General features: G+C 74.4%; 29 protein-coding genes and 2 pseudogenes. 24 read left to right on the plus strand and 7 right to left on the minus strand.

Annotated features, from left to right (window positions below; translation table 11 throughout):
* Positions 1-50: 50 nt before the first annotated feature.
* From secY to truA, 12 genes and pseudogenes are all read left to right on the plus strand, one after another.
* Positions 51-1,362, plus strand: a pseudogene (gene secY / locus JKP76_RS07685) (preprotein translocase subunit SecY).
* Complete coding sequence (locus JKP76_RS07690; RefSeq protein WP_200490219.1) at positions 1,362-1,982, plus strand: adenylate kinase; 621 nt, start codon at positions 1,362-1,364, stop codon at positions 1,980-1,982. The pseudogene secY and the gene JKP76_RS07690 overlap by 1 nt, the downstream one beginning before the upstream one ends.
* 12 nt (positions 1,983-1,994) lie before the next feature.
* Complete coding sequence (gene map, locus JKP76_RS07695) at positions 1,995-2,864, plus strand: type I methionyl aminopeptidase (protein WP_309229915.1); 870 nt, start codon at positions 1,995-1,997, stop codon at positions 2,862-2,864.
* A gap of 246 nt (positions 2,865-3,110) precedes the next feature.
* Complete coding sequence (gene infA, locus JKP76_RS07700; protein ID WP_012950459.1) at positions 3,111-3,332, plus strand: translation initiation factor IF-1; 222 nt, start codon at positions 3,111-3,113, stop codon at positions 3,330-3,332.
* A 71-nt stretch (positions 3,333-3,403) separates the two neighbouring features.
* Positions 3,404-3,517, plus strand: a complete 114-nt coding sequence (gene rpmJ, locus JKP76_RS07705) for a 50S ribosomal protein L36 (protein WP_012950458.1) — start codon at positions 3,404-3,406, stop codon at positions 3,515-3,517.
* Positions 3,518-3,531: 14 nt separating this feature from the next.
* Positions 3,532-3,906 (plus strand): 30S ribosomal protein S13, encoded by a 375-nt coding sequence (rpsM, locus tag JKP76_RS07710; RefSeq protein ID WP_091770117.1) that lies wholly within the window; start codon positions 3,532-3,534, stop codon positions 3,904-3,906.
* Between the two features lie 116 nt (positions 3,907-4,022).
* Positions 4,023-4,430 carry a 30S ribosomal protein S11 gene (gene rpsK, locus JKP76_RS07715; RefSeq protein ID WP_026857037.1) on the plus strand — a complete coding sequence of 136 codons (408 nt, stop codon included), beginning with the start codon at positions 4,023-4,025 and terminating at the stop codon, positions 4,428-4,430.
* Positions 4,431-4,465: 35 nt separating this feature from the next.
* A complete protein-coding gene (gene rpsD, locus JKP76_RS07720) occupies positions 4,466-5,092 on the plus strand; it encodes a 30S ribosomal protein S4 (RefSeq protein WP_200490224.1) in 627 nt (208 codons plus the stop codon).
* 107 nt (positions 5,093-5,199) lie between these two features.
* Complete coding sequence (locus JKP76_RS07725; RefSeq protein ID WP_200490225.1) at positions 5,200-6,279, plus strand: DNA-directed RNA polymerase subunit alpha; 1,080 nt, start codon at positions 5,200-5,202, stop codon at positions 6,277-6,279.
* 131 nt (positions 6,280-6,410) lie between these two features.
* A pseudogene (rplQ, locus tag JKP76_RS20610) lies at positions 6,411-6,758 on the plus strand (50S ribosomal protein L17); the annotation flags it as partial.
* Positions 6,759-7,000: 242 nt separating this feature from the next.
* A complete protein-coding gene (locus JKP76_RS07735) occupies positions 7,001-7,276 on the plus strand; it encodes a hypothetical protein (RefSeq protein ID WP_200490227.1) in 276 nt (91 codons plus the stop codon).
* Positions 7,277-7,351: 75 nt separating this feature from the next.
* Positions 7,352-8,128 (plus strand): tRNA pseudouridine(38-40) synthase TruA, encoded by a 777-nt coding sequence (gene truA / locus JKP76_RS07740; RefSeq protein WP_309232964.1) that lies wholly within the window; start codon positions 7,352-7,354, stop codon positions 8,126-8,128.
* 1 nt (position 8,129) lies between these two features.
* Here the strand turns inward: truA and JKP76_RS07745 are convergent, their stop codons facing one another.
* The gene (locus JKP76_RS07745) at positions 8,130-8,792 is read right to left on the minus strand and encodes an SDR family oxidoreductase (protein ID WP_200490228.1); all 663 of its coding nucleotides are present in this window, start codon (positions 8,790-8,792) and stop codon (positions 8,130-8,132) included.
* A 9-nt stretch (positions 8,793-8,801) separates the two neighbouring features.
* Positions 8,802-9,392, minus strand: coding sequence for a molybdenum cofactor guanylyltransferase (locus JKP76_RS07750; RefSeq protein ID WP_200490229.1), 591 nt, complete (start codon positions 9,390-9,392; stop codon positions 8,802-8,804).
* 35 nt (positions 9,393-9,427) lie between these two features.
* Between JKP76_RS07750 and fdhD the strand changes: the two genes are divergently transcribed.
* Positions 9,428-10,258: a formate dehydrogenase accessory sulfurtransferase FdhD gene (gene fdhD, locus JKP76_RS07755; protein ID WP_200490230.1), complete on the plus strand. Its 831-nt coding sequence runs from the start codon at positions 9,428-9,430 to the stop codon at positions 10,256-10,258.
* Positions 10,259-10,413: 155 nt separating this feature from the next.
* On the opposite strand, the gene JKP76_RS07760 is transcribed toward fdhD, so the two are convergent.
* From JKP76_RS07760 to glp, 3 genes are read right to left on the minus strand one after another with little or no spacing between them, the layout of a single operon-like run.
* The gene (locus JKP76_RS07760) at positions 10,414-10,902 is read right to left on the minus strand and encodes a molybdenum cofactor biosynthesis protein B (protein ID WP_200490232.1); all 489 of its coding nucleotides are present in this window, start codon (positions 10,900-10,902) and stop codon (positions 10,414-10,416) included.
* A complete protein-coding gene (gene moaC, locus JKP76_RS07765) occupies positions 10,899-11,366 on the minus strand; it encodes a cyclic pyranopterin monophosphate synthase MoaC (protein WP_200490234.1) in 468 nt (155 codons plus the stop codon). The genes JKP76_RS07760 and moaC overlap by 4 nt, the downstream gene beginning before the upstream one ends.
* Positions 11,363-12,565, minus strand: coding sequence for a gephyrin-like molybdotransferase Glp (gene glp / locus JKP76_RS07770; protein WP_200490236.1), 1,203 nt, complete (start codon positions 12,563-12,565; stop codon positions 11,363-11,365). Before glp ends, moaC begins: the two co-directional genes overlap by 4 nt.
* A gap of 70 nt (positions 12,566-12,635) precedes the next feature.
* Between glp and JKP76_RS07775 the strand changes: the two genes are divergently transcribed.
* From JKP76_RS07775 to tsaE, 11 genes are all read left to right on the plus strand, one after another.
* The gene (locus JKP76_RS07775; protein WP_200490238.1) at positions 12,636-13,127 is read left to right on the plus strand and encodes a carbonic anhydrase; all 492 of its coding nucleotides are present in this window, start codon (positions 12,636-12,638) and stop codon (positions 13,125-13,127) included.
* A 153-nt stretch (positions 13,128-13,280) separates the two neighbouring features.
* Entirely contained in the window at positions 13,281-13,724 is a 444-nt protein-coding gene (gene rplM, locus JKP76_RS07780) for a 50S ribosomal protein L13 (protein ID WP_200490239.1), read from the plus strand.
* On the plus strand, positions 13,721-14,140 hold the full coding sequence (gene rpsI / locus JKP76_RS07785) for a 30S ribosomal protein S9 (RefSeq protein WP_200490241.1): 420 nt from the start codon (positions 13,721-13,723) through the stop codon (positions 14,138-14,140). Before rplM ends, rpsI begins: the two co-directional genes overlap by 4 nt.
* Before the next feature lie 11 nt (positions 14,141-14,151).
* Positions 14,152-15,495, plus strand: a complete 1,344-nt coding sequence (glmM, locus tag JKP76_RS07790; RefSeq protein ID WP_200490243.1) for a phosphoglucosamine mutase — start codon at positions 14,152-14,154, stop codon at positions 15,493-15,495.
* Positions 15,496-15,604: 109 nt separating this feature from the next.
* Entirely contained in the window at positions 15,605-17,467 is a 1,863-nt protein-coding gene (glmS, locus tag JKP76_RS07795; protein ID WP_200490245.1) for a glutamine--fructose-6-phosphate transaminase (isomerizing), read from the plus strand.
* A 134-nt stretch (positions 17,468-17,601) separates the two neighbouring features.
* Positions 17,602-17,991, plus strand: coding sequence for a holo-ACP synthase (locus tag JKP76_RS07800; RefSeq protein WP_200490247.1), 390 nt, complete (start codon positions 17,602-17,604; stop codon positions 17,989-17,991).
* A complete protein-coding gene (locus JKP76_RS07805; RefSeq protein ID WP_200490249.1) occupies positions 17,988-19,475 on the plus strand; it encodes an NAD(P)H-hydrate dehydratase in 1,488 nt (495 codons plus the stop codon). Before JKP76_RS07800 ends, JKP76_RS07805 begins: the two co-directional genes overlap by 4 nt.
* A complete protein-coding gene (gene alr, locus JKP76_RS07810; RefSeq protein ID WP_200490251.1) occupies positions 19,472-20,617 on the plus strand; it encodes an alanine racemase in 1,146 nt (381 codons plus the stop codon). The genes JKP76_RS07805 and alr overlap by 4 nt, the downstream gene beginning before the upstream one ends.
* Positions 20,617-21,777, plus strand: a complete 1,161-nt coding sequence (locus JKP76_RS07815) for an alpha/beta fold hydrolase (protein ID WP_200490253.1) — start codon at positions 20,617-20,619, stop codon at positions 21,775-21,777. Before alr ends, JKP76_RS07815 begins: the two co-directional genes overlap by 1 nt.
* Before the next feature lie 2 nt (positions 21,778-21,779).
* A complete protein-coding gene (locus JKP76_RS07820; protein ID WP_200490254.1) occupies positions 21,780-22,418 on the plus strand; it encodes a uracil-DNA glycosylase in 639 nt (212 codons plus the stop codon).
* Entirely contained in the window at positions 22,415-22,861 is a 447-nt protein-coding gene (gene tsaE / locus JKP76_RS07825) for a tRNA (adenosine(37)-N6)-threonylcarbamoyltransferase complex ATPase subunit type 1 TsaE (RefSeq protein ID WP_200490256.1), read from the plus strand. Before JKP76_RS07820 ends, tsaE begins: the two co-directional genes overlap by 4 nt.
* Positions 22,862-22,873: 12 nt before the next feature.
* Here the strand turns inward: tsaE and JKP76_RS07830 are convergent, their stop codons facing one another.
* Positions 22,874-25,024 (minus strand): acyltransferase family protein, encoded by a 2,151-nt coding sequence (locus JKP76_RS07830; protein ID WP_200490258.1) that lies wholly within the window; start codon positions 25,022-25,024, stop codon positions 22,874-22,876.
* A 135-nt stretch (positions 25,025-25,159) separates the two neighbouring features.
* A complete protein-coding gene (locus JKP76_RS07835; protein ID WP_309229914.1) occupies positions 25,160-25,585 on the minus strand; it encodes a GtrA family protein in 426 nt (141 codons plus the stop codon).
* Positions 25,586-25,616 lie beyond the last annotated feature (31 nt).

Raw genomic sequence — 25,616 nt, forward strand, 5'->3', positions numbered from 1 at the left:
TGCGGGGCGGGCCGATTGCTAACCTCGACCGACCGAGAAGGGGAGGGCACGTGCTGCAGGCGTTCGCCGCGGCGTTCCGGACGCCAGACCTCCGGCGCAAGCTGCTGTTCTCCCTGGCGATCATCGCCGTGTACCGGCTGGGCGCCCAGGTCCCCGGGTCCCGGGGTGTCGGTGGAGGCGATCAACAATTGCCTCGAGATCGCCCAGAACGGGTCGCAGCGGGACATCTACTCGCTGGTCAACCTCTTCTCCGGTGGCGCACTGCTGCGCCTGTCGGTGTTCGCGCTCGGCATCATGCCGTACATCACCGCGAGCATCATCGTCCAGCTGCTGGTCGTGGTCATCCCGCGCTTCGAGCAGCTGAAGAAGGAAGGGCAGTCGGGTCAGGCCAAGCTGACCCAGTACACCCGCTACCTGACGATCGCCCTGGCGGTCCTGCAGAGCACCGGGATCATCGCGCTGGCCCGCAGCGGCCAGCTGTTCCCCGGGTGCTCCGAGCCGATCATCCCGTCCGACTCGGTCTGGACGACGGTCGTGCTCGTCATCGCGCTCACCGCCGGCACCGCGCTGATCATGTGGCTCGGCGAGCTGCTGACCGAGAAGGGGATCGGCAACGGCATGTCCGTGCTGATCTTCACCTCGATCGCCGCCCGCATCCCGGCCGAGGGCGGCTCGATCCTGCAGACCCGCGGCGGGCTGGTCTTCACCGTCGTCTGCGCCTTCGCCGTCCTGATCATCGGCGCGGTCGTCTACGTCGAGCAGGCGCAGCGGCGCATCCCGGTGCAGTACGCCAAGCGGATGGTCGGCCGGCGCATGTACGGCGGCACCTCGACCTACCTGCCGCTCAAGGTGAACCAGGCCGGCGTCATCCCGGTCATCTTCGCCTCGTCCCTGCTCTACCTGCCGCAGCTCATCAGCCAGCTCCAGGGTGACGAGACGGGCTCGGTCCGGCGGTTCTTCGAGAACTACATCATCGACCAGAGCAGCCCGGTGCACGTCGCGCTGTACTTCGCGCTGATCGTCTTCTTCACGTACTTCTACGTGTCGATCACGTTCAACCCGGAGGAGCGGGCCGACGACATGAAGCGCTACGGCGGCTTCATCCCCGGCATCCGGCCCGGCCGCCCGACGGCGGAGTACCTGCAGTACGTGCTGTCGCGGATCACGCTGCCGGGCGCGCTCTACCTCGGGATCGTGGCCGTGCTGCCGAACTTCTTCCTGGCCGTGACGCAGGAAGGGCAGAACCAGAACTTCCCGTTCGGCGGGACCGCAGTGCTGATCATGGTCGGAGTGGGGTTGGAGACGGTGAAGCAGATCGAGACGCAACTGAACCAGCGCAGCTACGAAGGGTTCCTGAAGTAGTGCGCGTCGTCCTGCTGGGGCCGCCCGGAGCGGGCAAGGGCACCCAGGCCGAGTTCATCGCCGCGCGCCTCGCCGTCCCGGCGATCTCCACCGGTGACATCTTCCGCGCGAACGTCAGCGGGCAGACCGAGCTGGGGCAGAAGGCCAAGGTCTACATGGACGCCGGTGACCTCGTCCCCGACGAGATCACCGTGGCCATGGTCAAGGACCGCCTCGCCCAGCCCGACGCCGTCAACGGGTTCCTGCTCGACGGCTTCCCGCGCACGATCGCGCAGGCCGAGCAGCTGGCCGCCTCGCTGGCCGAGCTCGGTCACGGGCTGGACCGCGTGCTCGAACTGGTCGTCGAGGAGGAGGAGCTGGTCCGCCGGCTCTCCGGCCGGCGGATGCTCGTCGACGGCGAGATGGTGCAGCGCGACGACGACAAGCCCGAGACGGTCCGGCACCGCCTGGAGGTCTACCGGGAACAGACCGCGCCGCTGTCGGGGTTCTACGACGACGAGGGCCTGCTGTCCCGCATCGACGCGATCGGTGCCGTGGACGAGGTCACGGCGCGGGCGCTGCGGGCGCTCGGCGTCGACCCCGAGGGCACCGCCCCCGGCGCGGCCGCGGCCGGCGCCTGAGGCGGGCCGGCAGTGCACGGCGACCGCCGCGAGGCACTGCTGGCCCGGGTGCCGCTGCTGGCGAAGTGGAGTGGACGGATGATCCAGATCAAGACCGCGCAGGAGATCGAGCTCATGCGCGCCTCCGGGCTCGTGACGGCCGGTGCGCTGGCGGCGGTCAAGGCCGCCGTCCGGCCGGGTGTCACCACCGGTGAGCTCGACGCGGTCGCCGAGGACCACATCCGCTCGAAGGGTGCCGTCCCGAACTTCCTGGGCTACCACGGGTTCACCGGCACCATCTGCGCGTCGATCAACGACGAGGTCGTGCACGGGATCCCGAACCCGGACCGGCAGCTCGCCGAGGGCGACAACATCTCCATCGACTGCGGCGCGATCCTGGCCGGCTGGCACAGCGACTCCGCCGTCACGGTGACGGTGGGGGAGGCCTCCCCCGAGGACGCCGCGCTCATCGAGGTGACCGAGCGATCGATGTGGGCGGGGCTGGCCCGGGCGATCGCCGGCGGGCGGCTGACCGACATCAGCGCCGCCGTCGAGGAGTCGATCCGCGCGCACGAGCACCCCTACGGGATCGTCGACCACTACGGCGGGCACGGCATCGGCACCGAGATGCACCAGGACCCGCACGTGCTCAACTACGGCCGCGCGGGCCGCGGCCCCAAGCTCGTCCCCGGGCTCGCGCTGGCGATCGAGCCCATGGTGACCACCGGCGACCCCGCGACGGTCGAGCTCGACGACGGCTGGACCGTCGTCACCAAGGACGGCTCGCGGGCCGCGCACTTCGAGCACACCGTGGCGATCACCCCCGAGGGCCCGTGGGTGCTGACGGCCGAGGACGGCGGCGTCGCCGGTCTCGCGCCCTTCGGGGTCACGCCCCGGTCCTGATCCGTCCGGGGGGCTGTCGCGCAGCCCTCATGGGGGCCGGTTGGGAAGCGGCCGGTCGTCAGGTACGATTCCCTGTGGCGCTAGCGCCGTTCTTTCGTCGTGCTGTGGCCGCGTGACGGGGAGCGCCCTCGCGAGAGCGCCAGCACCACCTGTTCTGCAACATCACCGAGTCCGTCGTCCCGGGTGTCCCCGTGGGCGGGCGGCGCGGGATACCAGTACCACCGAGTCAAGGAGTGCGTGTAGGGCATGGCGAAGAAGGACGGGGCCATCGAGGTCGAGGGTCGCGTCGTCGAGCCGCTGCCCAACGCGATGTTCCGGGTCGAACTGCAGAACGGGCACCGGGTGCTCGCCCACATCAGCGGCAAGATGCGTCAGCACTACATCCGCATCCTGCCCGAGGACCGCGTGGTCGTGGAGCTCTCGCCCTACGACCTGACGCGCGGTCGCATCGTCTACCGCTACAAGTAACCGCTCGGTCAGCGACTGCCCTCCGGCAGAGACGCGGCCGGCACACGATCGAGGAATGAGGGGCGGCACCGGTGAAGGTCCAGCCGTCGGTGAAGAAGATCTGCGACAAGTGCAAGGTGATCCGCCGGCACGGCCGGGTCATGGTCATCTGCGACAACGCCCGGCACAAGCAGCGCCAGGGCTGAGGGAGTACCAGAACATGGCACGACTGGCAGGCGTCGACCTCCCCCGCGAGAAGCGGCTGGAGGTCGCGCTGACCTACATCTACGGCATCGGCAAGACCCACGCCAAGGAGACCCTGGCCGCGACGGGCGTCAGCCCCGACCTGCGCGTCAAGGACCTCGGCGACGAGGACCTGCTGAAGCTCCGCGACTACATCGACGAGCACTTCCGCGTCGAGGGTGACCTCCGCCGCGAGGTGGCCGCCGACATCCGCCGCAAGGTGGAGATCGGTTGCTACCAGGGGCTGCGTCACCGTCGTGGGCTCCCCGTCCACGGTCAGCGCACCAAGACCAACGCGCGCTCGAGCAAGGGCCCGCGCAAGACCATCGCGGGCAAGAAGAAGGCCCGCTGACCCACAGCACGTCGACGTGCGGTCGCAGCGACCCGTGAGGGCGGGAGCGATGGCGCGACACGTGTGCTGCCGCGAGGCAGCAACCCCAGGCCACAACTGAAGGAAACCGGAGAGACATGCCTCCCAGGGCTCGCACCGCGGCTGGTGCCAAGAAGGTCCGCCGCAAGGAGAAGAAGAACGTCGCCCACGGCGCCGCGCACATCAAGAGCACGTTCAACAACACGATCGTGTCGATCACCGACCCGAACGGCAACGTGATCAGCTGGGCCTCCGCCGGCCACGTCGGCTTCAAGGGCTCGCGCAAGTCCACGCCGTTCGCGGCGCAGATGGCTGCCGAGAACGCCGCGCGCAAGGCGCAGGAGCACGGCATGCGCAAGGTCGACGTCTTCGTGAAGGGCCCTGGCTCCGGTCGCGAGACGGCCATCCGCTCCCTGCAGGCCACGGGCCTCGAGGTCGGGCAGATCCAGGACGTGACGCCGCAGCCGCACAACGGCTGCCGCCCCAAGAAGCGCCGCCGGGTCTGACCGGTCACTGACGAGACGATCTAGGAGTATTTGACGTGGCCCGTTACACCGGAGCCGACTGCCGCCTCTGCAGGCGCGAGAAGATGAAGCTGTTCCTCAAGGGCAGCAAGTGCGAGTCCGCGAAGTGCCCGATCGAGATCCGGCCCTACCCGCCGGGCGAGCACGGCCGCGGCCGCACCAAGGACAGCGAGTACCTCCTCCAGCTCCGCGAGAAGCAGAAGGCCCGCCGCATCTACGGCGTGCTCGAGAAGCAGTTCCGCGGTTACTACGAAGAGGCCAACCGCAAGAGCGGCAAGACCGGCGAGGTGCTCCTCCAGATCCTGGAGTCGCGCCTGGACAACGTGGTCTACCGGGCCGGCTTCGCCGAGTCCCGCGACATGGCCCGCCAGCTGGTCCGCCACGGCCACATCCGGGTGAACGGCCGCAAGGTCGACATCCCGTCGTACCGCGTGACCGAGAACGACATCATCGAGGTGGCCGAGAAGTCGCGCACGATGCTGCCGTTCGAGGTGGCCCAGGCCCGCGCCGGCGAGCGCCCCGTGCCCCCGTGGCTCGAGGTCATCAGCAGCCAGCTGCGCGTCCTCGTGCACGCGATCCCGGCCCGCCAGGTGATCGACACCCCGGTCCAGGAGCAGCTGATCGTGGAGCTCTACTCCAAGTAAGAGCCCCTGCAGGACGGCGGGGCGGGCGGACCGATGTCCGCCCCGCCGGCACCACCCCCCTCACGGGGCGTCATATGGCGGTCGCCGGAGGACCTCAAGGAGACACCATGCTCATCGCACAGCGCCCCACCCTCACCGAGGAGACCATCTCGGAGCAGCGCTCGCGGTTCGTCATCGAGCCGCTCGAGCCGGGCTTCGGCTACACCCTCGGCAACTCGCTCCGCCGCACCCTCCTGTCGTCGATCCCCGGCGCTGCTGTCACCAGCATCCGGATCGAGGGCACCCTGCACGAGTTCACCACCGTGCCGGGCGTCAAGGAGGACGTCACCGAGCTCATCCTGAACCTCAAGGGCCTGGTCGTCAGCTCCGACTCCGACGAGCCGGTGACCATGTACCTGCGCAAGCAGGGCCCCGGTGCGGTGACCGCCGCGGACATCGCTCCGCCGGCCGGCGTCGAGGTGCACAACCCCGACCTGCACATCGCCACCCTCAACGGCAAGGGCCGCCTCGAGGTCGAGCTCGTCGTCGAGCGCGGCCGCGGCTACGTGCCCGCCCCGCAGAACAAGCAGCCCGGCCAGGAGATCGGTCGGATCCCGGTCGACTCGATCTACTCGCCGGTCCTCAAGGTCACCTACGCCGTCGAGGCGACCCGCGTGGAGCAGCGCACCGACTTCGACCGCCTCGTGGTCGACGTCGAGACCAAGCCCTCCATCGCCCCCCGCGACGCCATCGCGTCCGCCGGGTCGACCCTGGTGGAGCTGTTCGGCCTGCTGCGCGAGCTGAACATCGACGCCGAGGGCATCGAGGTCGGGCCGAGCCCGGCCGAGGCCGCCGACATCGCGAACTTCTCGATGCCGATCGAGGACATGGACCTCACCGTCCGGTCCTACAACTGCCTCAAGCGCGAGGGCGTGCACACCGTCGGTGAGCTCGTCACCCGCTCCGAGGCCGACCTGCTCGACATCCGCAACTTCGGCGCGAAGTCGATCGACGAGGTCAAGATGAAGCTCGCGGCGATGGGTCTGGCCCTCAAGGACAGCCCGCCCGGGTTCATCCCCACCTCGATCGAGAGCTACGACGAGGGCTACGAGACCGACGCCTACCAGGGCACCGGCGAGTTCGTCCCTGGCTACGAGCAGCAGGGCCAGTACGACGAGGGCTCCTACCAGGAGACCGAGCAGCTCTGATCCGCACCGGGCGGCGGGGGAGACCCCGCCGTCCGGCCGGGCCCCCGGTCCGGCACGCTGACCAGCAACGACAGCACCACCACGGAACGCAGCCGCCCTCGCACCGGCCGGCAGCCTGAGGAAGGACCGACATGCCCACCCCCACCAAGGGTCCCCGTCTCGGCGGATCCCCCGCGCACCAGCGGCTGATGCTGGCCAACATGGCCACGTCGCTGTTCGAGCACGGGCGGATCACCACCACCGAGGCCAAGGCCAAGCGGCTGCGTCCCCTGGCCGAGAAGCTGGTGACCTTCGCCAAGCGGGGCGACCTGCACGCTCGCCGCCAGGTGATGACGACGATCCGCGACAAGGACGTCGTGCACACCCTCTTCGCCGAGATCGGTCCGCGCTTCGCGAACCGGCCGGGTGGCTACACCCGCATCACCAAGGTCGGCCCGCGGAAGGGCGACAACGCCCCGATGGCCGTCATCGAGCTCGTCGAGGCGCTCACCGTGGCCCAGCAGGCCGTCGGCGAGGCCGAGCGCGCCCGCGGCACCCAGTTCGCCACCGGTGCCGGCTCCGCTGCCGCCGCCGGCGAGGTCACCGCTGACGCGGTCGACGCCGCCGACGAGTCCGCGGACTCGGCCGACAGCGCCGACAGCGCGGACTCGGCCGACAGCGCGGACAGCGCCGACTCGGCGGACAGCCCCGACGAGGCCGAGGTCTCCGCGGACGGCGCCAAGTGACCAGCTCCGAGGGCGTGAACGGCGGCACCTCCGGGTCCGACGAGGCCCAGGAGATCGTCTCCGACGTCTACCTCCCGGACGGCGAGCGCCAGGACGACGGCGACGTCGACCGCGAGCCGACCGCTGAGAACGGCGTGGTCGTCGAGGGCGACAACGTCTCCCCGGAGCTCGCCGACGCGGCGGCCGCCGAGGTCAACGCTGCGGAGCAGGGCGACGCGGCCACCGCGAGCCTGCACGCTCCCGGCGGCGAGTCGGCTCCCGACCCGCGCTGACGCACGCTGGACACCGAACACCCGGACGAGCCCGCCACCGACCACGGTGGCGGGCTCGTCCGTCTCCGTCTGGCCATCGGCTACGACGGGACGGCCCTGCACGGCTGGGCCCGCCAGCCCGCCCAGCGCACCGTGCAGGGCGACCTGGAGGAGGCGCTGTCGACGGTGCTGCGCACGCCGGTCGCGCTGACCGTGGCCGGGCGCACGGACGCCGGCGTGCACGCCACCGGTCAGGTGGCGCACTGCGACGTCCCGCGGGCGCTGTGGGAGCAGCAGCGCGAGCGGCTGGTCCGCCGGCTGCGCGGCGTGCTGCCTCCCGACATCGCCGTGCGCGCGGTGACCGAGGCGCACCCGGACTTCGACGCCCGCTTCGCCGCCCTGGGGCGGCACTACGTCTACCGGCTGACCGACGCCGACGGGGGCCCGTCGCCGCTCCGGCGGGCCGACACGGTGGCCTGGCCGCGCACCCTCGACACCGACGCCATGGTGGCGGCCGCGGCGCTGCTGCTGGGCGAGCACGACTTCGCCGCCTACTGCCGCCGGCGCGAGGGCGCGACGACGATCCGCACGCTGCTGGCCCTCGACGTCGCCCGGGACGGCGAGCTGATCACCATCGCGGCCTCGGCCGACGCGTTCTGCCACTCGATGGTGCGCAGCCTGGTCGGGGCGCTGACCACGGTCGGCGAGGGCCGGCGCGCCCCGGACTGGCCGGCCGGCCTGCTCGCCCGCGAGGAGCGGGCCAGCGAGGTGCCGGTGGCGCCGGCGGGCGGGCTGACGCTGGTCCGCGTCGACTACCCGCCCGACGACATGCTCGCCGACCGCGCCCTGCTGACCCGCGCCCGCCGCGCCTGACTCAGGCCAGGGCGGCGACGGCCTCCTCGACCGGGGTGTCGCCGCCCACGAGCTCGACGACCGCGCCGTCGCGCCCGGCGTCGAGCAGCGCGGCCATCACCGCGGCGACGTCGTCCCGGGGGACGCTGCCGTAGCCCACGCCGTGCCCGAGGGTGACCCGGCGGGTGCCGGGGTCGTCGGTGAGGCCGCCGGGGCGCAGGACGGTCGTGGCCAGGGCCTCGCGCGGCAGGACGGCCTCCTCGGCACGAAGCTTGGCCTGGAGGTAGACCCCCATGACCGGGTCGACGCCCTCCGGGGCGCCCTCGCGCGCCCGCTCGACCCCCATGGAGGAGAGCAGGAGGTAGCGGCGCACCCCGGCCCGCTCGGCGGCGTCGGCGAGGAGCACGGCGGCGCCGTGGTCGACGGTGTGCTTGCGCGCCTCGCCGCTGCCCGGGCCCGCGCCGGCGGCGAAGACGACCGCGTCGGCGTCGCGGGCGACCGTGGCGAGCTCGTCGACCGACGCGGACTCGAGGTCGAGGACCGCCGGCTGCACGCCGTCGGCCTCCAGGTCGGCGGCGTGGTCGGGGTTGCGGATGACGCCCACGACGGTGTCGCCGCGGGCGGAGAGGAGACGGCCGAGGCGGCGGGCGACCTGCCCGTGGGCCCCGGCGATGAGGATGCGCATGCCCGGCCCCTACCCGTGGCGTTCGGCGGCTACCTGCCGGGCCCGGGCCAGATCGGCGGGTGTGTCGCAGTCCACCCACGGGGGCGGGGACCCCGGCGGCACGACCGGGCGCAGCCGGTCCACCCGCAGGGGCGCGAGCAGCCGGCGCAGCGAGGTCGGGTCGGCGGGCCCGTCCAGCGCCGCTCGGAGGGCACCGGTGCGCCACACGCCGAGCAGGTACTGGTCGCGACCGCCGTCGTCGACGACGAGCACGCCGTCGCCGACGAGGGCCCGGCGCAGCTCGGTGACGAGCCCGCCGTCGAGGAACGGCAGGTCCCCGGCCAGCAGCGCGACGACGTCGGTGCCGACCGCCGGCAGGCCCGCGCGCAGCGCCGCGACCGGCCCACCGCCGGGCGGTTCCTCGCGCACGACGACGACGTCGTCCGGCACCGGCTGGGGCGGGCCGACGACCACCCGCCGCTCCGCGTCGGCGACCGCCCCGAGGACGGTGCCCAGCAGCGTGCGGCCGCCCACCTCCAGCTGCGGCTTCGCCAGCCCTCCGAGCCGGGCCGCGCGGCCGCCGGCGAGGACCACGGCGGAGTAGGGCGGCGGCTGGTCCACGGCGACACCGTAGAGGCGTGGGTACCGTCGCTGCCGTGGGACGAGTCACCAGCCGGACGCCGGTGCTGCGCATCCGCGGCGCGCAGCGCACCACCCGACCGGACACCGTGGCCGCGGAGGAGCCGCTGGAGATCCGCCTGGCGGGCACCCCGCTGGCGGTGACCATGCGCACCCCCGGCGACGACTTCGACCTGGTGCACGGCTTCCTGGCCACCGAGGGCGTCATCGGCGGTCCGGACGACGTCGCCGGGCTGCGGTACTGCGACTCGGTGGACGCCGACGGCCGCAACACCTACAACGTGGTGGACGTCGACCTGGCGCCCGGCGTCCCGGTCCCGGACACCGGCCTGGAGCGGAACTTCTACACGTCCAGCTCGTGCGGGGTGTGCGGCAAGGCGAGCATCGACGCGATCCGCACGAAGACCGCGTTCGACGTCGCCGCGGACGAGGTGCGGCTCCCGCTGGCGACCCTGCTGGCGCTGCCGGACCGGCTGCGCGCCGAGCAGGAGGTCTTCGACAAGACCGGCGGGCTGCACGCAGCGGGGCTGTTCACCGCCGACGGCGGGCTGGTGGCGCTGCGGGAGGACGTGGGCCGGCACAACGCGGTGGACAAGGTGATCGGCGACGGCGTCCGCCAGGGCCGGCTGCCGCTGGCCGGGCACGCGCTGATGGTGAGCGGGCGGGCCAGCTTCGAGCTCACCCAGAAGGCGGCGATGGCCGGCATCCCGGTGCTCGCGGCGGTCTCGGCGCCGTCGTCCCTGGCCGTGGAGCTGGCCCGCGAGGTCGGCATCACCCTGGTCGGCTTCCTCCGCGGCGACGGCTGCAACGTCTACACCCGCACCGAGCGGATCGAGCTGCCCGACTGAGCGACGGGACCACCCCACCCGCACGACGAGAGCCGCCTGCGACGGCGACGCCGGTGGACGGGGCCGGAGGCTCCTCCGCCGGTGACGCGGACGCGCTCAGCGCAGGCCGGGGACGGCTCTTGGCCGCGGTCGGAGCGCGGAGCGCGACAGTGTGCTCAGTGATCGCCGCCGCGGAGCTGGCTGACCACGTGGGGGAGCAGCGGGCCGAGGACGGCGAGGCCGTCCTTCACGCCGCCGGTGGAGCCGGGCAGGTTGACGATCAACGTCCGGCCGGCGACGCCGGCCAGGCCGCGGGAGAGCACCGCCGTGGGGACGCCGTTCTCCGCGCCGTACCGCCGGACCGCCTCGGCGATGCCGGGCGCCTCGCGCTCGAGCACGCGGCGGGTGGCCTCCGGGGTGACGTCGGTGGGGGAGAGCCCGGTGCCGCCGGTGGTGAGCACGACCTCGATCCCGGCGTCGACGGCGGCGCGGAGCACGTCCTCGAGCTGATCGGCGTCGTCGGGCCGCACCTTGGGGCCCTCCACCTGGAAGCCCAGCTCGGCCAGGCCCGCGGCGAGGGCCTGCCCGCTGCGGTCCTCGTAGACGCCGGCCGCGGCGCGGTTGGAGGCGGTCACCACGAGCGCGCGGGCGCCCGCGGGCATCATCGGGTCCACTCCCCGCTCTTGCCGCCGGACTTGCGCAGCAGCCGCACGTCGGTGATCGACGCCCGCGGGTCGACCGCCTTGACCATGTCGATCATGGTCAGCCCGGCGACGGTGACGGCGGTGAGCGCCTCCATCTCGACGCCGGTGCGGTCGGCGGTGCGGGCGGTCGCGGTGATCTCGACGGCGTCGTCGGTGACCTCGAGGTCGACGGTGACGCCGTGCAGCGCGATCGGGTGGCACAGCGGCACGAGGTCCGGCGTCCGCTTGGCGCCGGCGATCCCGGCGATCCGCGCGACCGCGACCGCGTCCCCCTTGGGCACGCCGGTGCCGCGGAGCAGGGCGACGACCCCGGGGCCGACCAGCACCCGGCCGGCGGCGGTCGCCTCGCGGGCGGTCACCGCCTTGGCGCTGACGTCGACCATGCGGGCGGCGCCGGTCTCGTCGACGTGGGTCAACCGGTTCATCGGAGAGCTCCTTCGATCAGCACGACGTCGACCTCGGCGCCGGCGGCGAGTTCGGTGACGTCCTCGGGGACGACGACCAGGCAGTTGGCCCGCGCCAGGTGCGCGACCAGGTGCGAGCCGGGGCCGCCGACCTGCGAGACCTCGCCCCCCTCGACGTACCCGCGCAGGAACTGCCGGCGGCCGGCCGGCGAGCGCAGCGGACCGGTCAGCCGCGCGGGCGCGCGCAGCCGGTCGGGGGAGGTGTGCCCGAGCGCGCGGCGCAGCGCGGGGCGGACGAACACCTCGAAGGAGACGAACGCGCTCACCGGGTTGCCGGGCAGCGTGACCACGGGGACGCCGTCGACGGTGCCGGCGCCCTGCGGGCCCCCGGGCTGCATGGCGACCTTGCCGAACTCGACGGTGCCGAGCGCGCGGAAGGCGTCCTTGACCACCTCGTAGGCGCCGGCGCTGACCCCGCCGCTGGTGACCAGCAGGTCCGCCGTCGCGAGCTCCGCGCGGACGGTGGCCAGGAACTGCTCGACGTCGTCGGGCACGAAGTGCAGCCGGCGGGGCAGGCCGCCGGCCTCCTCGACCGCCGCGGCGAGCAGCAGCGAGTTGGACTCGTAGATCTGGCCGGGGGCCAGCGGCTCGCCGGGGGCGACGAGCTCGCTGCCGGTGGAGAGGACGAGCACCCGCGGCTGCCGGCGCACCGGCAGCTCCGTGACGCCGACGGCGGCAGCCAGCCCCAGCTGCGCGGCGCCGAGGGCGGACCCGGCTGCGAGCGCTACGTCACCGGCGGCGATGTCCTCACCGGCCCGGCGCAGGTGCGTGCCGGCGGCGGGGGAGTCGCGGATCTCCACGACGTCGGTGCCGGCGTCGGTCAGCTCCACCGGCACGACGACGTCGGCCCCCGGGGGGAGCGGCGCGCCGGTCATGATCCGGTGCACCGTGCCCGGCGCCAGGGGGACGACGTCGGTGCGCCCGGCCGGGATGTCCTCGGCGACCGGCAGCCGGACCGCCTGCCGGGCGGCGCCGCCCACCTCGGCCCACCGGGCGGCGTAGCCGTCCATCGCGGAGTTGTCGAAGCCCGGGAGCGCGACCGCCGCGACGACGTCGCGGGCCAGCACCCGCCCGTGCGCCGCCGTCAGCGGCACGGTCTCCTCGGGCAGCAGGGGGAGCAGCGCGGTGACCGCCGCCTGGTGTTCCTCGACCGTCCGCACCGGCCCATCCTCGCCGATGCGGCGCCCGGCGGCCGCCGTTAGGGTCATGATCACCAGACGAGGAGGACGCGTGGCCGAGATCGACCAGATGCTCGAGGCGAACAAGCAGTGGGCCGAGAGGTTCCCGGGCAGCAAGCCGGTGCGCCCGGGCCGCAAGGTGGCCGTGGTCGCGTGCATGGACTCGCGCATCCCGCTGTTCGGCGTCCTGGGGCTCGACGTCGGTGACGCGCACGTCATCCGCAACGCCGGCGGGGTCATCACCGAGGACGTCATCCGGTCGCTGACGATCAGCCAGCACGCGCTGGGCACCCGCGAGATCGTGCTGGTGCACCACACCGAGTGCGGCCTGCAGTCCACCGACGACATCTCCTTCGCCGACGCGGTCGAGAAGGCCACGGGCCGGCGCCCGCCGTGGGCCGCGCGCGCCTTCACCGACGTCGACCAGGACGTCCGGGAGTCGATCCGGCTCATCCAGGAGAGCCCCTACCTGCTCTCCCGCGAGGTGCGCGGCACCGTCTACGACGTGACCACCGGGCTGCTGCGCGAGATCACCCCGGCCTGAGCTCCGCCCGCGACGGGAGGACGGGTCGGCGCGGCTGGTATCGTGATCGGCTGGCGCGCGCCAGCCGGCTGGTGCCCGCGCGTCGCAACGTCTCCCGTGCTCGGTGAGGCGATCCCACCAGCCTTCCCGACAACGACGGAGGACACGAGCGCCGTGCGCACGTACACCCCCAAGCCCGGCGAGATCGACCGGGCCTGGCTCGTCATCGACGCCACCGATGTGGTGCTCGGCCGACTGGCCAGCCAGACCGCGCAGATCCTGCGCGGCAAGCACAAGCCGCAGTACGCCCCGCACGTCGACGTCGGCGACTTCGTCGTCATCATCAACGCCGGGAAGGTCGCCCTCACGGGCAGCAAGCGGGACGACAAGCGGGCCTACCGCCACTCGGGCCACCCGGGCGGCCTCACGACGATCCACGTCGGCGACCAGCTGAAGACGCACCCCGACCGCGTCATCGAGCGCGCCGTCAAGGGCATGCTCCCGCACAACAGCCTGGGCCGTCAGATGCTCAAGAAGCTCAAGGTCTACGCGGGCCCCGAGCACCCCCACGCTGCGCAGCAGCCCCAGAACTACGAGATCAAGCAGGTGGCCCAGTGACCAGCGCTCTGACCGTGACCGACGCCGACGGGCGTCCGATCCAGACCGTCGGTCGCCGCAAGGAGGCCATCGTCCGCGTGCGCCTCGTGCCCGGCACCGGCCAGTTCAAGCTCAACGGCCGCACCATCGAGGACTACTTCCCGAACAAGGTGCACCAGCAGCTCATCCGTGAGCCGTTCGTGATCCTCGAGAAGGCCGAGCAGTACGACGTCATCGGCCTGCTGCACGGCGGCGGTGTCTCCGGTCAGGCCGGCGCGCTGCGCCTCGCGATCGCCCGCGCGCTGATCGAGGTCGAGCCGGACGACCGTCCCGCCCTCAAGAAGGCCGGCTTCCTGACTCGTGACCCCCGCGTCACCGAGCGCAAGAAGTACGGGCTCAAGAAGGCCCGCAAGGCGCCCCAGTACTCCAAGCGCTGACCGGTACGTCCGTGGGTCGCCTGTTCGGGACCGACGGCGTCCGGGGTCGTGCCAACGCCGACCTCACGCCGGAGCTGGCGCTGTCGGTGGCCCGTGCCGCCGCAGGCGTGCTCGCCGACCGCGACGGGACCTCGCGTCCCGTCGCGGTCGTCGGCCGTGACCCCCGGGCCAGCGGGGAGATGCTGGAGGCCGCCGTCGTGGCGGGCCTCACCAGCGCGGGGGCCGAGGTGCTCCTCGCCGGCGTCGTCCCGACGCCGGCCCTCGCGCACCTGACCGGGTCCACCGGCGCCGATCTCGGCGTCATGATCTCGGCCAGCCACAACCCGATGCCCGACAACGGCATCAAGCTGTTCAGCCGGGGCGGGCACAAGCTGCCCGACGCCGTCGAGGTGGCCATCGAGCGGGCCGTCGCCGCCGGGGGCGTCACCGACCCGCGGCCCAGCGGCGCCGCCATCGGGCGGGTCCGCGCCCTCCCGACCGCCGCCGACGAGTACGTCACGCACCTGCTGTCGACCGTCGACCGGCCGCTCACCGGTCTCACCGTCGTCGTCGACGGGGCGCACGGCGCCGCCGCGGCGATCGCCCCCGAGGTCTACCGGCGCGCCGGGGCCACGGTGCACGCCATCGGCTGCGAGCCCGACGGCTGGAACATCAACGACGGCATCGGCTCGACCCACCTGGAGCCGCTGATCGAGCGGGTCCGGGCCGTGGGCGCCGACCTCGGCCTCGCCCACGACGGCGACGCCGACCGCTGCCTGGCCGTCACCGCCGATGGCGACGTCGTCGACGGCGACGCGATCCTCGCGGTGTGCGCGCTGGCGCTGCACGAGCGCGGCGCGCTCGCCGGCGACACCGTCGTCGCCACCGTGATGAGCAACCTCGGGTTCCACCACGCGATGCGCGACGCCGGCATCGCGGTGCAGACCACCGCCGTCGGCGACCGCTACGTCCTCGAGGCGCTGCGCGAGCGCGGCCTGAGCCTGGGCGGCGAGCAGAGCGGGCACCTGGTCTTCCTCGACCACGCGACCACCGGCGACGGCGTGCTCACCGGGCTGGCGCTGATGTCCCGCATGGTCGCCACCGGTACCTCGCTGGCCGCCCTCGCCGGGGTGGTCCAGAAGCTGCCGCAGGTGCTGATCAACGTGCCGGTGCGCGACCGGATCGCGGTCGCCGAGAGCGACGCGGTCGCCGAGGCGGTCAACGCGGTGGAGGCCGAGCTCGGCGACGCCGGCCGCGTCCTGCTCCGCCCGTCGGGCACCGAGCAGCTCGTGCGCGTCATGGTCGAGGCCCCGACGCAGGAGCAGGCCGACCGGGTGGCGCGCAGCCTCGCCGACGTCGTCGCCGCCGTCGACTGACCCCCTGCCGCTGTGACGGCTGGGGCCGCCGGGGGCCCCTGGGGCGCCCCGGTGCGTCGGATCCGCGATGTGGACGGATCGGTCCGCCACTGCCGGTACCTTGGGTCAAATGTGCGGAATCGTTGGATACGTCGGCCCCCGAGACGCCACCGAGGTGGTCCTGGAGGGCTTGCGGCGGTTGGAGTACCGCGGCTACGACTCGGCGGGGATCGCCGTCGTCGCCGACGGTGAGCTGAGCTCGGCGAAGAAGGCCGGCAAGCTCGCCAACCTGGAGAAGGTGCTGGCCGAGACGCCGCTGCCGGCGGCGACCGTGGGCATCGGGCACACCCGGTGGGCCACCCACGGCGGCCCGACCGACCGCAACGCGCACCCGCACCTGTCCGCCGACGGCTCGGTGGCCGTGGTCCACAACGGGATCATCGAGAACTTCGCCGTCCTGCGCGCCGAGCTCGAGGCCGAGGGCCTGGAGCTGCTGTCCGAGACCGACACCGAGGTCGCCGCGCACCTGCTCGCCCGCGCCTACGCCGCGACGCCGGAGGGCGAGGGCCGCCTGGCCGAGGCCATGCGCGCCGTGTGCCGCCGCCTGGAGGGCGCCTTCACCCTCGTCGGCAGCGCGGTGAGCGAGCCCGACACCCTCGTCGCGGCCCGCCGCAGCAGCCCGCTGGTCGTCGGCGTCGGGGACGGTGAGTTCTTCCTCGGCTCCGACGTCGCCGCCTTCATCGGGCACACCCGCGACGCCCTCGAGCTCGGCCAGGACCAGGTCGTCGAGATCGACCGCACCCGCGGGGTGACGGTCACCGACTTCGCCGGCGGAGCCGTCGAGCCCACCGCCTACACCGTCGACTGGGACGCCGCGGCCGCCGAGAAGGGCGGCTACGACTGGTTCATGCTCAAGGAGATCGCCGAGCAGCCGCAGGCCATCGCCGACACCCTGCTGGGCCGGCTCGGGGAGAACGGCGAGCTGGTGCTCGACGAGGTCCGGCTCTCGGACCAGGAGCTGCGCGACATCGACAAGATCTTCGTGGTGTCCTGCGGCACCTCGTACCACGCGGGCCTGATCGCCAAGTACGCGATCGAGCACTGGACGCGCATCCCGGTCGAGGTCGAGGTGGCCAGCGAGTTCCGCTACCGCGACCCGGTCCTGGACCGCTCGACGCTGGTCGTCGTCATCAGCCAGTCCGGCGAGACGATGGACACACTCATGGCGCTGCGGCACGCCAAGGAGCAGAAGGCGCGCGTGCTCGCGATCTGCAACGCCAACGGGTCCACCATCCCGCGCGAGTCCGACGCCGTGCTCTACACCCACGCCGGCCCGGAGATTGCGGTCGCCTCGACCAAGGCGTTCCTCAGCCAGATCGTGGCCTGCTACCTGGTGGGGCTCTTCCTCGCCCAGGTGCGCGGCATGAAGTTCGAGGACGAGATCGCCGCCATCGTCGACGACCTGCGCAAGCTGCCGGACGCCGTCGCCTCGGTGCTGGAGAGCATGGAGGAGGTCCGCGCCCTGGGCCGCTCGCTCGCCGACGCCGGCACGGTGCTGTTCCTCGGCCGGCACGTCGGGTTCCCCGTCGCGCTGGAGGGGGCGCTGAAGCTCAAGGAGCTGGCCTACATCCACGCCGAGGGGTTCGCCGCCGGTGAGCTCAAGCACGGGCCGATCGCCGTCATCGACCAGGGGACGCCGGTCGTCGTCATCGTGCCCTCGCCGCGCAGCCGCGAGTCGGTGCACGGCAAGGTCGTGTCCAACATCCAGGAGGTCCGCGCCCGCGGCGCCCGCACGATCGTGATCGCGGAGGAGGGCGACGAGGACGTCGTCCCCTACGCCGACCACCTGATCCGCGTGCCCCGGACGCCGACGCTGCTGGCCCCGGTGGTCACGACGGTGCCGCTGCAGGTGCTGGCCTGCGAGATCGCCGACACCCGCGGCTACGACGTCGACCAGCCGCGCAACCTGGCCAAGTCCGTCACCGTCGAGTGACCGGTCTCCCGCGCTGGGATCAGGTGACCTGATCCCAGCGCGTCCTCCCTCGTGGTGTGCGCCGAGGGAGGACGCCCGGCGGTGAGGGAGGACGGCGTCGCGCGCCCTCCGCGGGGGCGCGGCAGACTGGGCCGGTGATCATCGGGGTCGGGATCGACGTCGTGCCGGTCGAGCGGTTCGCGGCGTCGCTGCAGCGCACGCCGGGCCTGCGGGACCGGCTGTTCACCGCGGCCGAGCAGCGCACCCCGTCGGGGGCGCCGCGCACCGGCGAGTCGCTGGCCGCGCGGTTCGCCGCGAAAGAGGCGGTGGCCAAGGCCCTCGGCGCCCCGGGCGACCTGCATTGGCACGACGCCGAGATCACCGTCGGCGACCACGGCCGGCCGCACCTGGAGGTGCGCGGCAGCGTCGCCGGGCGGGCCGCGCAGCTCGGGGTGAGCAGCTGGCACGTCTCGCTCAGCCACGACGGCGGGATCGCCTCGGCGGTCGTCGTCGCGGAGGGCGTCCTGCGTGAGGAGGCCCGGTGATCGGGCTGTTCACCGCCGACGAGGTGCGCGCGGCCGAGGAGCCGCTGCTGGCATCCACCCCGCCGGGCGCGCTCATGCAGCGCGCCGCCACCGGCCTGGCCACGGTCTGCGTGCGGCTGGCGGGCAGCACCTACGGCCGCCGCGTCGTCCTGCTCGTGGGCAGCGGCAACAACGGGGGGGACGCGCTGTTCGCCGGGGCGCAGCTGGCCGGCCGCGGCGCCCGCGTCACCGCCGTCCTGCTCGACCGCGACCGCGCGCACCCCGGCGGCCTGGCCGCGCTGCGCCGCGCCGGTGGGCGGGCCGTTCCGGTGGGGGAGCCGGGCATCGAGGAGCTCGTCGCCCGGGCCGACCTGGTGCTCGACGGCATCCTGGGCATCGGCGGGCGGGGCGGGCTGCGCAACGAGGCGGCAGCGCTCGCGCGGGTGGCCGCGGAGGGCGCGGGCATCACGGTCGCGGTCGACGTCCCCAGCGGGATCGACGCCTCCACCGGCGCGGTCGACGGTGCGGCGTTCGCCGCGATGCACACGGTCACCTTCGGCGCGGTCAAGCGCGGCCTGGCCGTGGGGGAGGGCCGCGGGCACGCCGGCCGGATCCACCTGGTCGACATCGGCCTAGGCCCCCACCTGCCGGCACCGACGGTCGCCCAGCTCACCGACGCCGACGTCGCCCCGGCCCGGCTGGAACCGCCGTCGGCCGGCGACGACAAGTACTCGCAGGGCGTCGTCGGCGTGGTCGCCGGCTCGGCCACCTACCCGGGCGCCGGGGTGCTGTGCACCGGCGCCGCGCTGCGCACCCGTCCCGGGCTGGTCCGCTACGCGGGCACCGCCGCCGAGGGCGTGCGCGCCGCCTGGCCGGAGGCGATCGTCACCGCCGGCCGGCCGTCGGACGCCGGACGGGTGCAGGCCTGGGTCGTCGGCCCCGGCATGGGCACCGACGACGCCGCGCGCGAGGTGCTGGCCGAGGTCCTCGCCACCGACGTCCCCGTGCTCGTCGACGCCGATGCGCTCACCCTGCTGGCCCGCGAGCCGGGCCTGGTGCGCGGCCGCGGCGCGCCGACCGTGCTCACGCCGCACGACCGCGAGTTCGAGCGCTTCGGCGCGCCGGTCGGCCCCGACCGGGTGGGCGCCGCCCGCCGGCTCGCCGCCGACCTGGGCGCCGTCGTCCTGCTCAAGGGCGACGCCACCGTCGTCGCCGAGCCCGGCGGGAGGGCGTTCGTCAACGGCACCGGGACGGCGGAGCTGGCCACCGCCGGCACCGGCGACGTCCTGAGCGGGATCGCCGGCGCGCTGCTGGCCACCTCCGCGACGACGGGCCTGCCGGCGGTCGAGGCGGCCGCGGCCGCGGCGCACCTGCACGGCCGCACCGGCCAGCTCGCCGCGCAGCGGGGCCCGCTGCTGGCCGGCGATCTCGTCCGGCGGCTGCCGGAGGCCGTCGGCCGCGTCCGCGGGCTCGCGCCGGCCACCCTGGAACAATCGGGGGCGTGACGACACAACCGGGAGCCGGCCGCGCCGAGGTGGTGGTCGACCTCGACGCGATCGCCGCGAACACGGCGGTGCTGCGCGAGCGGGTCGGCCGCCCGCTCATGGCCGTGGTCAAGGCCGACGGCTACGGGCACGGCCTGGTGCCGGCCGCCCGGGCGGTGCTCGCCGGTGGCGCCGACGCGCTGGGCGTCGCCGTCGTCCCCGAGGCGCTGGCCCTGCGCGCGGCCGGGGTGACCGCGCCGGTCCTCGCCTGGCTCAACGGCCCAGGCACCGACGTCGCAGCCGCGCTGCGGGGCGACGTCGAGCTCTCCGTGAGCGCCGGCTGGGGGCTCGACGAGGTCGTCGCCGCCGCGCGCGCCGAGGGCCGGACCGCCCGAGTGCACCTCGCCATCGACACCGGGCTCTCCCGCGAGGGCGCCACCCCGGCGGACTGGCCCGCGCTGGTCGCCGCCGCGGTGCGCGCCCAGGCCGACGGCGACGTCACCGTCGCGGGGCTGTGGAGCCACATGGCCTACGCCGACGCCCCCACGCACCCGACGATCGGCGCCCAGGTGCGGGTCTTCGAGGAGGCCACCACCCTCGCGCGCGACGCCGGCCTGACCGACGCCCGGCGGCACCTGGCCAACTCGGCGGCGACGATCGCGCTGCCCGGCACCTGGTTCGACGTGGTGCGCCCCGGCATCGCGCTCTACGGGCTGGACCCGCTCGGCGGCGACCCGCGCGCGCACGGCCTGCGCCCCGCCATGACGGTGCGCGCGCAGGTCGCGCACACCAAGCGGGTGCCCGCCGGCGCCGGCGTCTCGTACGGGCACACGTACACCACCGAGCGGGAGACGACGCTGGCGCTCGTGCCGGTCGGCTACGCCGACGGCATCCCGCGCGCCGTCGGCAACCGGGCACCGGTGCTGGCCGCCGGCGCGCAGCGGCGGATCGCCGGCCGGGTGTGCATGGACCAGTTCGTGCTCGACGTGGGGGACGACGTCATCGCGCCCGGGGACGACGTCGTGCTGTGGGGCCCGGGCGACGACGGCGAGCCGACGGCGCAGCAGTGGGCCGACGCCGCCGACTCCATCCACTACGAGCTGGTCACCCGGGTCGGGGGCCGCTTCCCCCGCCGCTACGTCGGCACGGCCGGCGCGGTCTGATGGCCCGCCCGCCCCAGCTGCCGCACCCCTCCGCGCACACCGTCGGCGTCGTCGGCGCGGTCGTCGGCCTGGCCGCCGCCGGCACCGCGGCCGGGGTCGCCCTCACCCGCATCGCCCGGCGCCGGCTGGACATCGGCCGCCCGCGGGCGGCCGACCTGGCCGGGGTGCCCGACGCGGAGCTGCTGGCCAGCGACCCGCTCGGGCCGGAGGCCCGGGCTGCGGACCGCACCGCCGTGGTGCGGGCGGACGACGGCGTGCCGCTCGCCGTCGAGGAGGTGGGGCCGGCCGACGCGCCGCTGACCGTCGTCTTCGTCCACGGCTACACGCTCTCGATGGGCTCGTGGGCCTTCCAGCGGCGGTCGCTGGGCGCGCAGCTGGCCACCGCGAACGGTCACCGGCCGACCGCCCGGCTGGTCTTCTACGACCAGCGCGGGCACGGCGCCTCCGGCCGCGGGCCCGGCGAGCACTCCACCATCGAGCAGCTGGCCCGCGACCTGGCCGCCGTGCTCGAGGCGCGGGTGCCGCGCGGCCCGGTCGTCCTGGTCGGCCACTCGATGGGCGGCATGACCCTCATGGGGCTGGCCGCGCTGCGGCCCGAGCTGTTCGGCACGCGGGTCGTCGGCGCCGCGCTGCTGTCGACCTCCAGCGGCAACCTGGCCGACCTCGACTTCGGCCTGCCCGAGTTCCTCACCCGGGTGCGGGCCGCGGTGCTGCCGGTCGCCGCCTGGACGATGCGCCGCCGCCCCGCGTTCGCCGAGGGCACCCGCCGGCTGGCCGCGGACCTGGTGTCGATCGCCACCCGGTCGCTGTCGTTCGCCTCGGCCGACGTCGACCCGGCGCTGGTGCAGTACGTGGACGCGATGATCGCCGGCACCCCGGTCGACGTGATCGCGGAGTTCTACCCGTCGCTGGCCGGCCTGGACGAGACCGGCTCGCTGGAGCCGATGCGCCGGATCCCGACCCTGGTGCTCACCGGTGACGCGGACCGGATGATCCCCAAGGAGCACAGCGAGCTCATCGTGGAGAGGTTGCAGGACGCGGAGTTCGTCGTCGTCCCCGACGCCGGGCACATGGTGCTGCTGGAGAAGCCGGACGTCGTCGACGCGGCGCTCACCGACCTGCTGCGCCGGGTCGCCGCCGCGCAGCAGGCGGAGCGCTGAGCATGGCCGCACCCCGATCGCCGCGGCCCGACGCGCCCGCGGAGGAGGTGGCCCGCACCGCCGCGGCCGCTCCGGACTGGACCGCGCTGGCCACCGCCGCCCGCGGCTGCGTCGCCTGCCCCGAGCTGGCCGCCACCCGGCAGCACGTCGTCGTCGGTGACGTGCCCGCCGGAGGCCGCCCCCGGCTGGTGCTGGTCGGCGAGGCGCCCGGGGCGACCGAGGACGAGACCGGCCGGCCGTTCGTCGGCAGGTCGGGGCAGCTGCTCGACCAGCTGCTCGACGAGGCCGGCCTGAGCCGGGCCGAGGCCGCGGTGCTCAACATCGTGAAGTGCCGCCCGCCGGGCAACCGGACGCCGAAGGCCCCCGAGGTGGCGCGCTGCAGCGGCTGGCTGCGCCGCCAGCTCGAGCTGCTCGACGCCCCCGTCGTCGTGGCGCTGGGGCTGTCGTCGGCGAAGTGGTTCCTCGGCCCGCGCACCGTGCTGGGCGCCGCCCGCGGCCGCCCGCACGACGTCGACGGCCGCGCCGTCTGGGCGACCTACCACCCCTCGGCGGCCATCCGCTTCGGGCCGAACGGCGCCCCGCGCGCCGGGCTGCTCGCCGATCTGACCGCCGTCGCCGCATCGCTGGGAGGAGCCGCGTGAAGGCCGAGCACCTGCTGCCCACCGTCGAGGACACCGAGCGGCTCGGCGCCGAGCTGGCGGCCATCGCCGTCCCCGGTGACCTGGTGGTCCTGGTCGGGCCGCTGGGCGCCGGGAAGACCGCGCTCACCCGCGGCCTCGGCCGGGGGCTGGGGGTGACCGAGCCGGTCACCTCGCCGACGTTCGTCATCGCCCGCGTGCACACCGGCGGGCGGCTCCCGCTGGTGCACGTCGACGCCTACCGGCTCGGCGGCCCGGCCGACGTCGACGACCTGGACCTCGACGTCACCGTCGCCGACTCGCTGACCGTGGTCGAGTGGGGGCAGGGCCTGGTCGAGCAGCTGACCGACGAGCACCTCGAGGTGCGGCTCGAGCGCCGGGACGACGACGTCCGCACCGCGCTGCTGGTGCCGCACGGCCCCGGCTGGGCGCAGCGGATCGGCTGACGCCCGCGCACGTCACCCGCCGAGGACCGCCTGCCGCAGCTGCGGCGCCAGCGAGCGCGAGTACTGCGCGGTGAGGTGCAGCTGGTCGACGTAGACCGGGGTGCTGCCGACGACGGCCGGACAGCGGCCGTCGGCGCAGAACCACTCCTCGGTCGCGACCCAGGTGGCGCCGACCGCCGCCGCGGCGTCGCGCTCGACGCCGGAGGCGAAGGGATAGGCGCCCGGCAGCGGAGCGACGCAGTCGGCGGGGGAGCTGAACGCGGTGGCGCACTCCTCCAGCGCCACCGAGGTGGGCGGCGAGGCGAGGACGACGACGCGGGCGCCGGTGGCGAGCACCCGGCCCATGACCTGCTCGCCGCCCGAGCGCCAGGTGGCCGCCACGTCGGCGGCGCGGTCGACCAGCGGGGCGGCGTAGTTGTTGCTCATGATCACCACGTCCGGCGGATCGGCGGCGATCCGGTCCAGCGCCCACGTGCGGTGGGTGTCGCAGGAGCTGAGGACCGGCTCGGAGTAGCCGCGGACCGTCGCGGTGATGTTCGGGCACTCGTGCCAGGTCAGCAGCTGGATCGACCACTCGGCGGCGGGCAGCGCCTGCCGCAGGCCGGGCACCCAGCTCGCCGCGATCGAGTCGCCGAGGACCACCGCGCGGTGCGGGGCCGCCGGATCGCCGTAGACGCAGCGGTCCACGTTGCCGGCGTCGACGTCGAGGCAGTCGTCGAGCTGCCACTCGGGGGCCTTGGCGCGGGGGAGGTCGTCCAGGGACGGGGTGAGCGGGCCCCACTCGTCGACGTCGAGCGAGGCCCGGATCTGCGCGGGGAGCTGTGCCAGGGCGGCGTCGGCGACGTCCGGGGTCGGGGCGGACGCCGCCGTGACGGCGTGCACCGGCTGCGGGCGGTGGTCGGGGAGCAGCGCGATGCAGGCCCAGCCGGTCAGCGCGCCGAGCGCGGCCAGGGCCGCGGCGCCCCGGGCCCGGCGGGCGAGCGCCGCGCGGCGGGGCAGCGCACGGGCCCGCGCCGGGTGCGGCCGGAGCAGCGGCCGCTCGATCCCGAGGTACGAGGCGACCGCCAGCAGCACCGAGGCGAGGAGCGCCGCCGCGCAGAAGGTGCGGGTCCCGGTGCCGATCGCCGCCCCCAGCAGGACGACGACCGGCCAGTGCCAGAGGTAGAGCGAGTAGGAGATGTCGCCGACGAAGCGCATCGGCCGGAGGGCCAGCAGGCGGGCGCCGGGCCCGCCGGGCGCGTCGCCGAACGCCACCAGCAGGGCGGCGCCGAGGACCGGCACCGCGGCGGCGTGGCCGGGGAACACCGTCTCGGCGGAGAAGGTGACCGCGGCGGCGCCGATCGCGGCGAGGCCGGCCCAGGCCGCGACGGCGCGCAGCGCGGCCGGGACCCGGGGCAGCGCGGGCGCCGCGACCGCGACCAGCGCGCCCGCACCGAGCTCCCAGGCGCGGGTGAACGTGGAGAAGTAGGCGGTCATCGGCGAGGCGGCGGTCGCGGCGACCGACCAGGCGAACGACGCGGCGCAGACCGCGAGCATGGCGCCGCCGAGCGCCAGCCGCCGGGCGCGGCCGGCCACCAGTGCGCTCACGACCAGGACCAGCACCGGCCAGCCGACGTAGAACTGCTCCTCCACCGACAGCGACCAGAAGTGCTGGAGCGGGGAGTGCGCGGTGCCGGCGTCGAAGTAGTCGGTGCCCTTCTGCGCGGCGTGCACGTTCGCCGCGAAGCCCAGCGACCACAGCGCGTCGAGGACGGTCTGCTGCGCGCGCTGGCCCAGGAAGAGCACCTGGGCGACCACGCTGGTGACGGCCAGGACGACGACAGCGGCGGGCAGGATGCGGCGGGCCCGGCGGACGTAGAAGTCGCGGAAGGAGATCCGGCCGGTGCGCTCCCGCTCGCGGATCAGCAGCCCGGTGATGAGGAACCCGGAGATGACGAAGAAGACGTCCACCCCGATGTAGCCGCCGGCCGGCCGGCCGGTGACGTGGTGCAGGACGACGAGGCCGACGGCGACCGCCCGCAGGCCCTGGATGTCGGGGCGGAAGTGCCCGGCCGTCGCCGGGGCCGGCCGCCCGGGCCGCGCCGGGCGCCGGGCCGGGTGCGGAGCGGGCCGGTCGAGGGTCCGGCGTTCCCCGGCCGGCCGCTCCGGAGCGAGGACGCTCACGCGGTGGCGGGACGGGTGCGCGCGCCGCTGACGGCGTCCGGCATCGGGGAGTTCCATTCGCGGGGTGGGACGGTTCCGTTTCACCCGCAGCGTATGCGACTCCGCGTGACTCTGGGGATACCCAGCGTGTGCGGGTCAGTGCCGGAAGACGACCAGCCGCAGCATCACGAAGTTCCACGCGGTGCCCAGCCCCTGCGAGATCGCCCAGGCCAGCGTGATCTTCCACGAGGAGTCGGGCAGCAGGACCAGCGCGAGCGCGTTCACGCCGAGGATGAGGAAGAACGTCGTCCCGTAGAGCAGCGCGAAGCCGCCGGCCCGCCGCGCGCCGCCCTCCACCTGGAACGCCCACCGCCGGTTGAGCGCGTACGCCGTCGTCGTCCCGGCGGTGAAGCTGACCGCCCGTGCGAGCCACGTGGACAGGCCGAGGTGCAGGCCGAGGGAGTAGACCGAGAGGTCGACGACGGCGCTGAAGCCGCCGACGAGCACGAACCGCACGAGCTGGCCGAGCAGCCCGGGGCGCGCCGGTGCCGCCTCGTCCTGGATGGACTCGTCCTGGGGCACGGCCACGTCCTCCCGGTGCGTCCGGCGCGGT

The organism is Blastococcus sp. TML/C7B, assembly GCF_016612845.1.
In the GTDB taxonomy this organism is placed as follows: Bacteria; Actinomycetota; Actinomycetes; order Mycobacteriales; family Geodermatophilaceae; genus Blastococcus.

What these genes read in the sequence shown, in the direction of transcription:
- infA (WP_012950459.1), top strand. Translation starts at nt 3,111, where the DNA reads ATGGCGAAGAAGGACGGGGCCATCGAGGTCGAGGGTCGCGTCGTCGAG.
- rpsM (WP_091770117.1), top strand. Translation starts at nt 3,532, where the DNA reads ATGGCACGACTGGCAGGCGTCGACCTCCCCCGCGAGAAGCGGCTGGAG.
- rpsK (WP_026857037.1), top strand. Translation starts at nt 4,023, where the DNA reads ATGCCTCCCAGGGCTCGCACCGCGGCTGGTGCCAAGAAGGTCCGCCGC.
- JKP76_RS07725 (WP_200490225.1), top strand. Translation starts at nt 5,200, where the DNA reads ATGCTCATCGCACAGCGCCCCACCCTCACCGAGGAGACCATCTCGGAG.
- JKP76_RS07745 (WP_200490228.1), bottom strand. Translation starts at nt 8,792, where the DNA reads ATGCGCATCCTCATCGCCGGGGCCCACGGGCAGGTCGCCCGCCGCCTC.
- JKP76_RS07760 (WP_200490232.1), bottom strand. Translation starts at nt 10,902, where the DNA reads ATGATGCCCGCGGGCGCCCGCGCGCTCGTGGTGACCGCCTCCAACCGC.
- moaC (WP_200490234.1), bottom strand. Translation starts at nt 11,366, where the DNA reads ATGAACCGGTTGACCCACGTCGACGAGACCGGCGCCGCCCGCATGGTC.
- glmS (WP_200490245.1), top strand. Translation starts at nt 15,605, where the DNA reads ATGTGCGGAATCGTTGGATACGTCGGCCCCCGAGACGCCACCGAGGTG.
- JKP76_RS07815 (WP_200490253.1), top strand. Translation starts at nt 20,617, where the DNA reads ATGGCCCGCCCGCCCCAGCTGCCGCACCCCTCCGCGCACACCGTCGGC.
- JKP76_RS07820 (WP_200490254.1), top strand. Translation starts at nt 21,780, where the DNA reads ATGGCCGCACCCCGATCGCCGCGGCCCGACGCGCCCGCGGAGGAGGTG.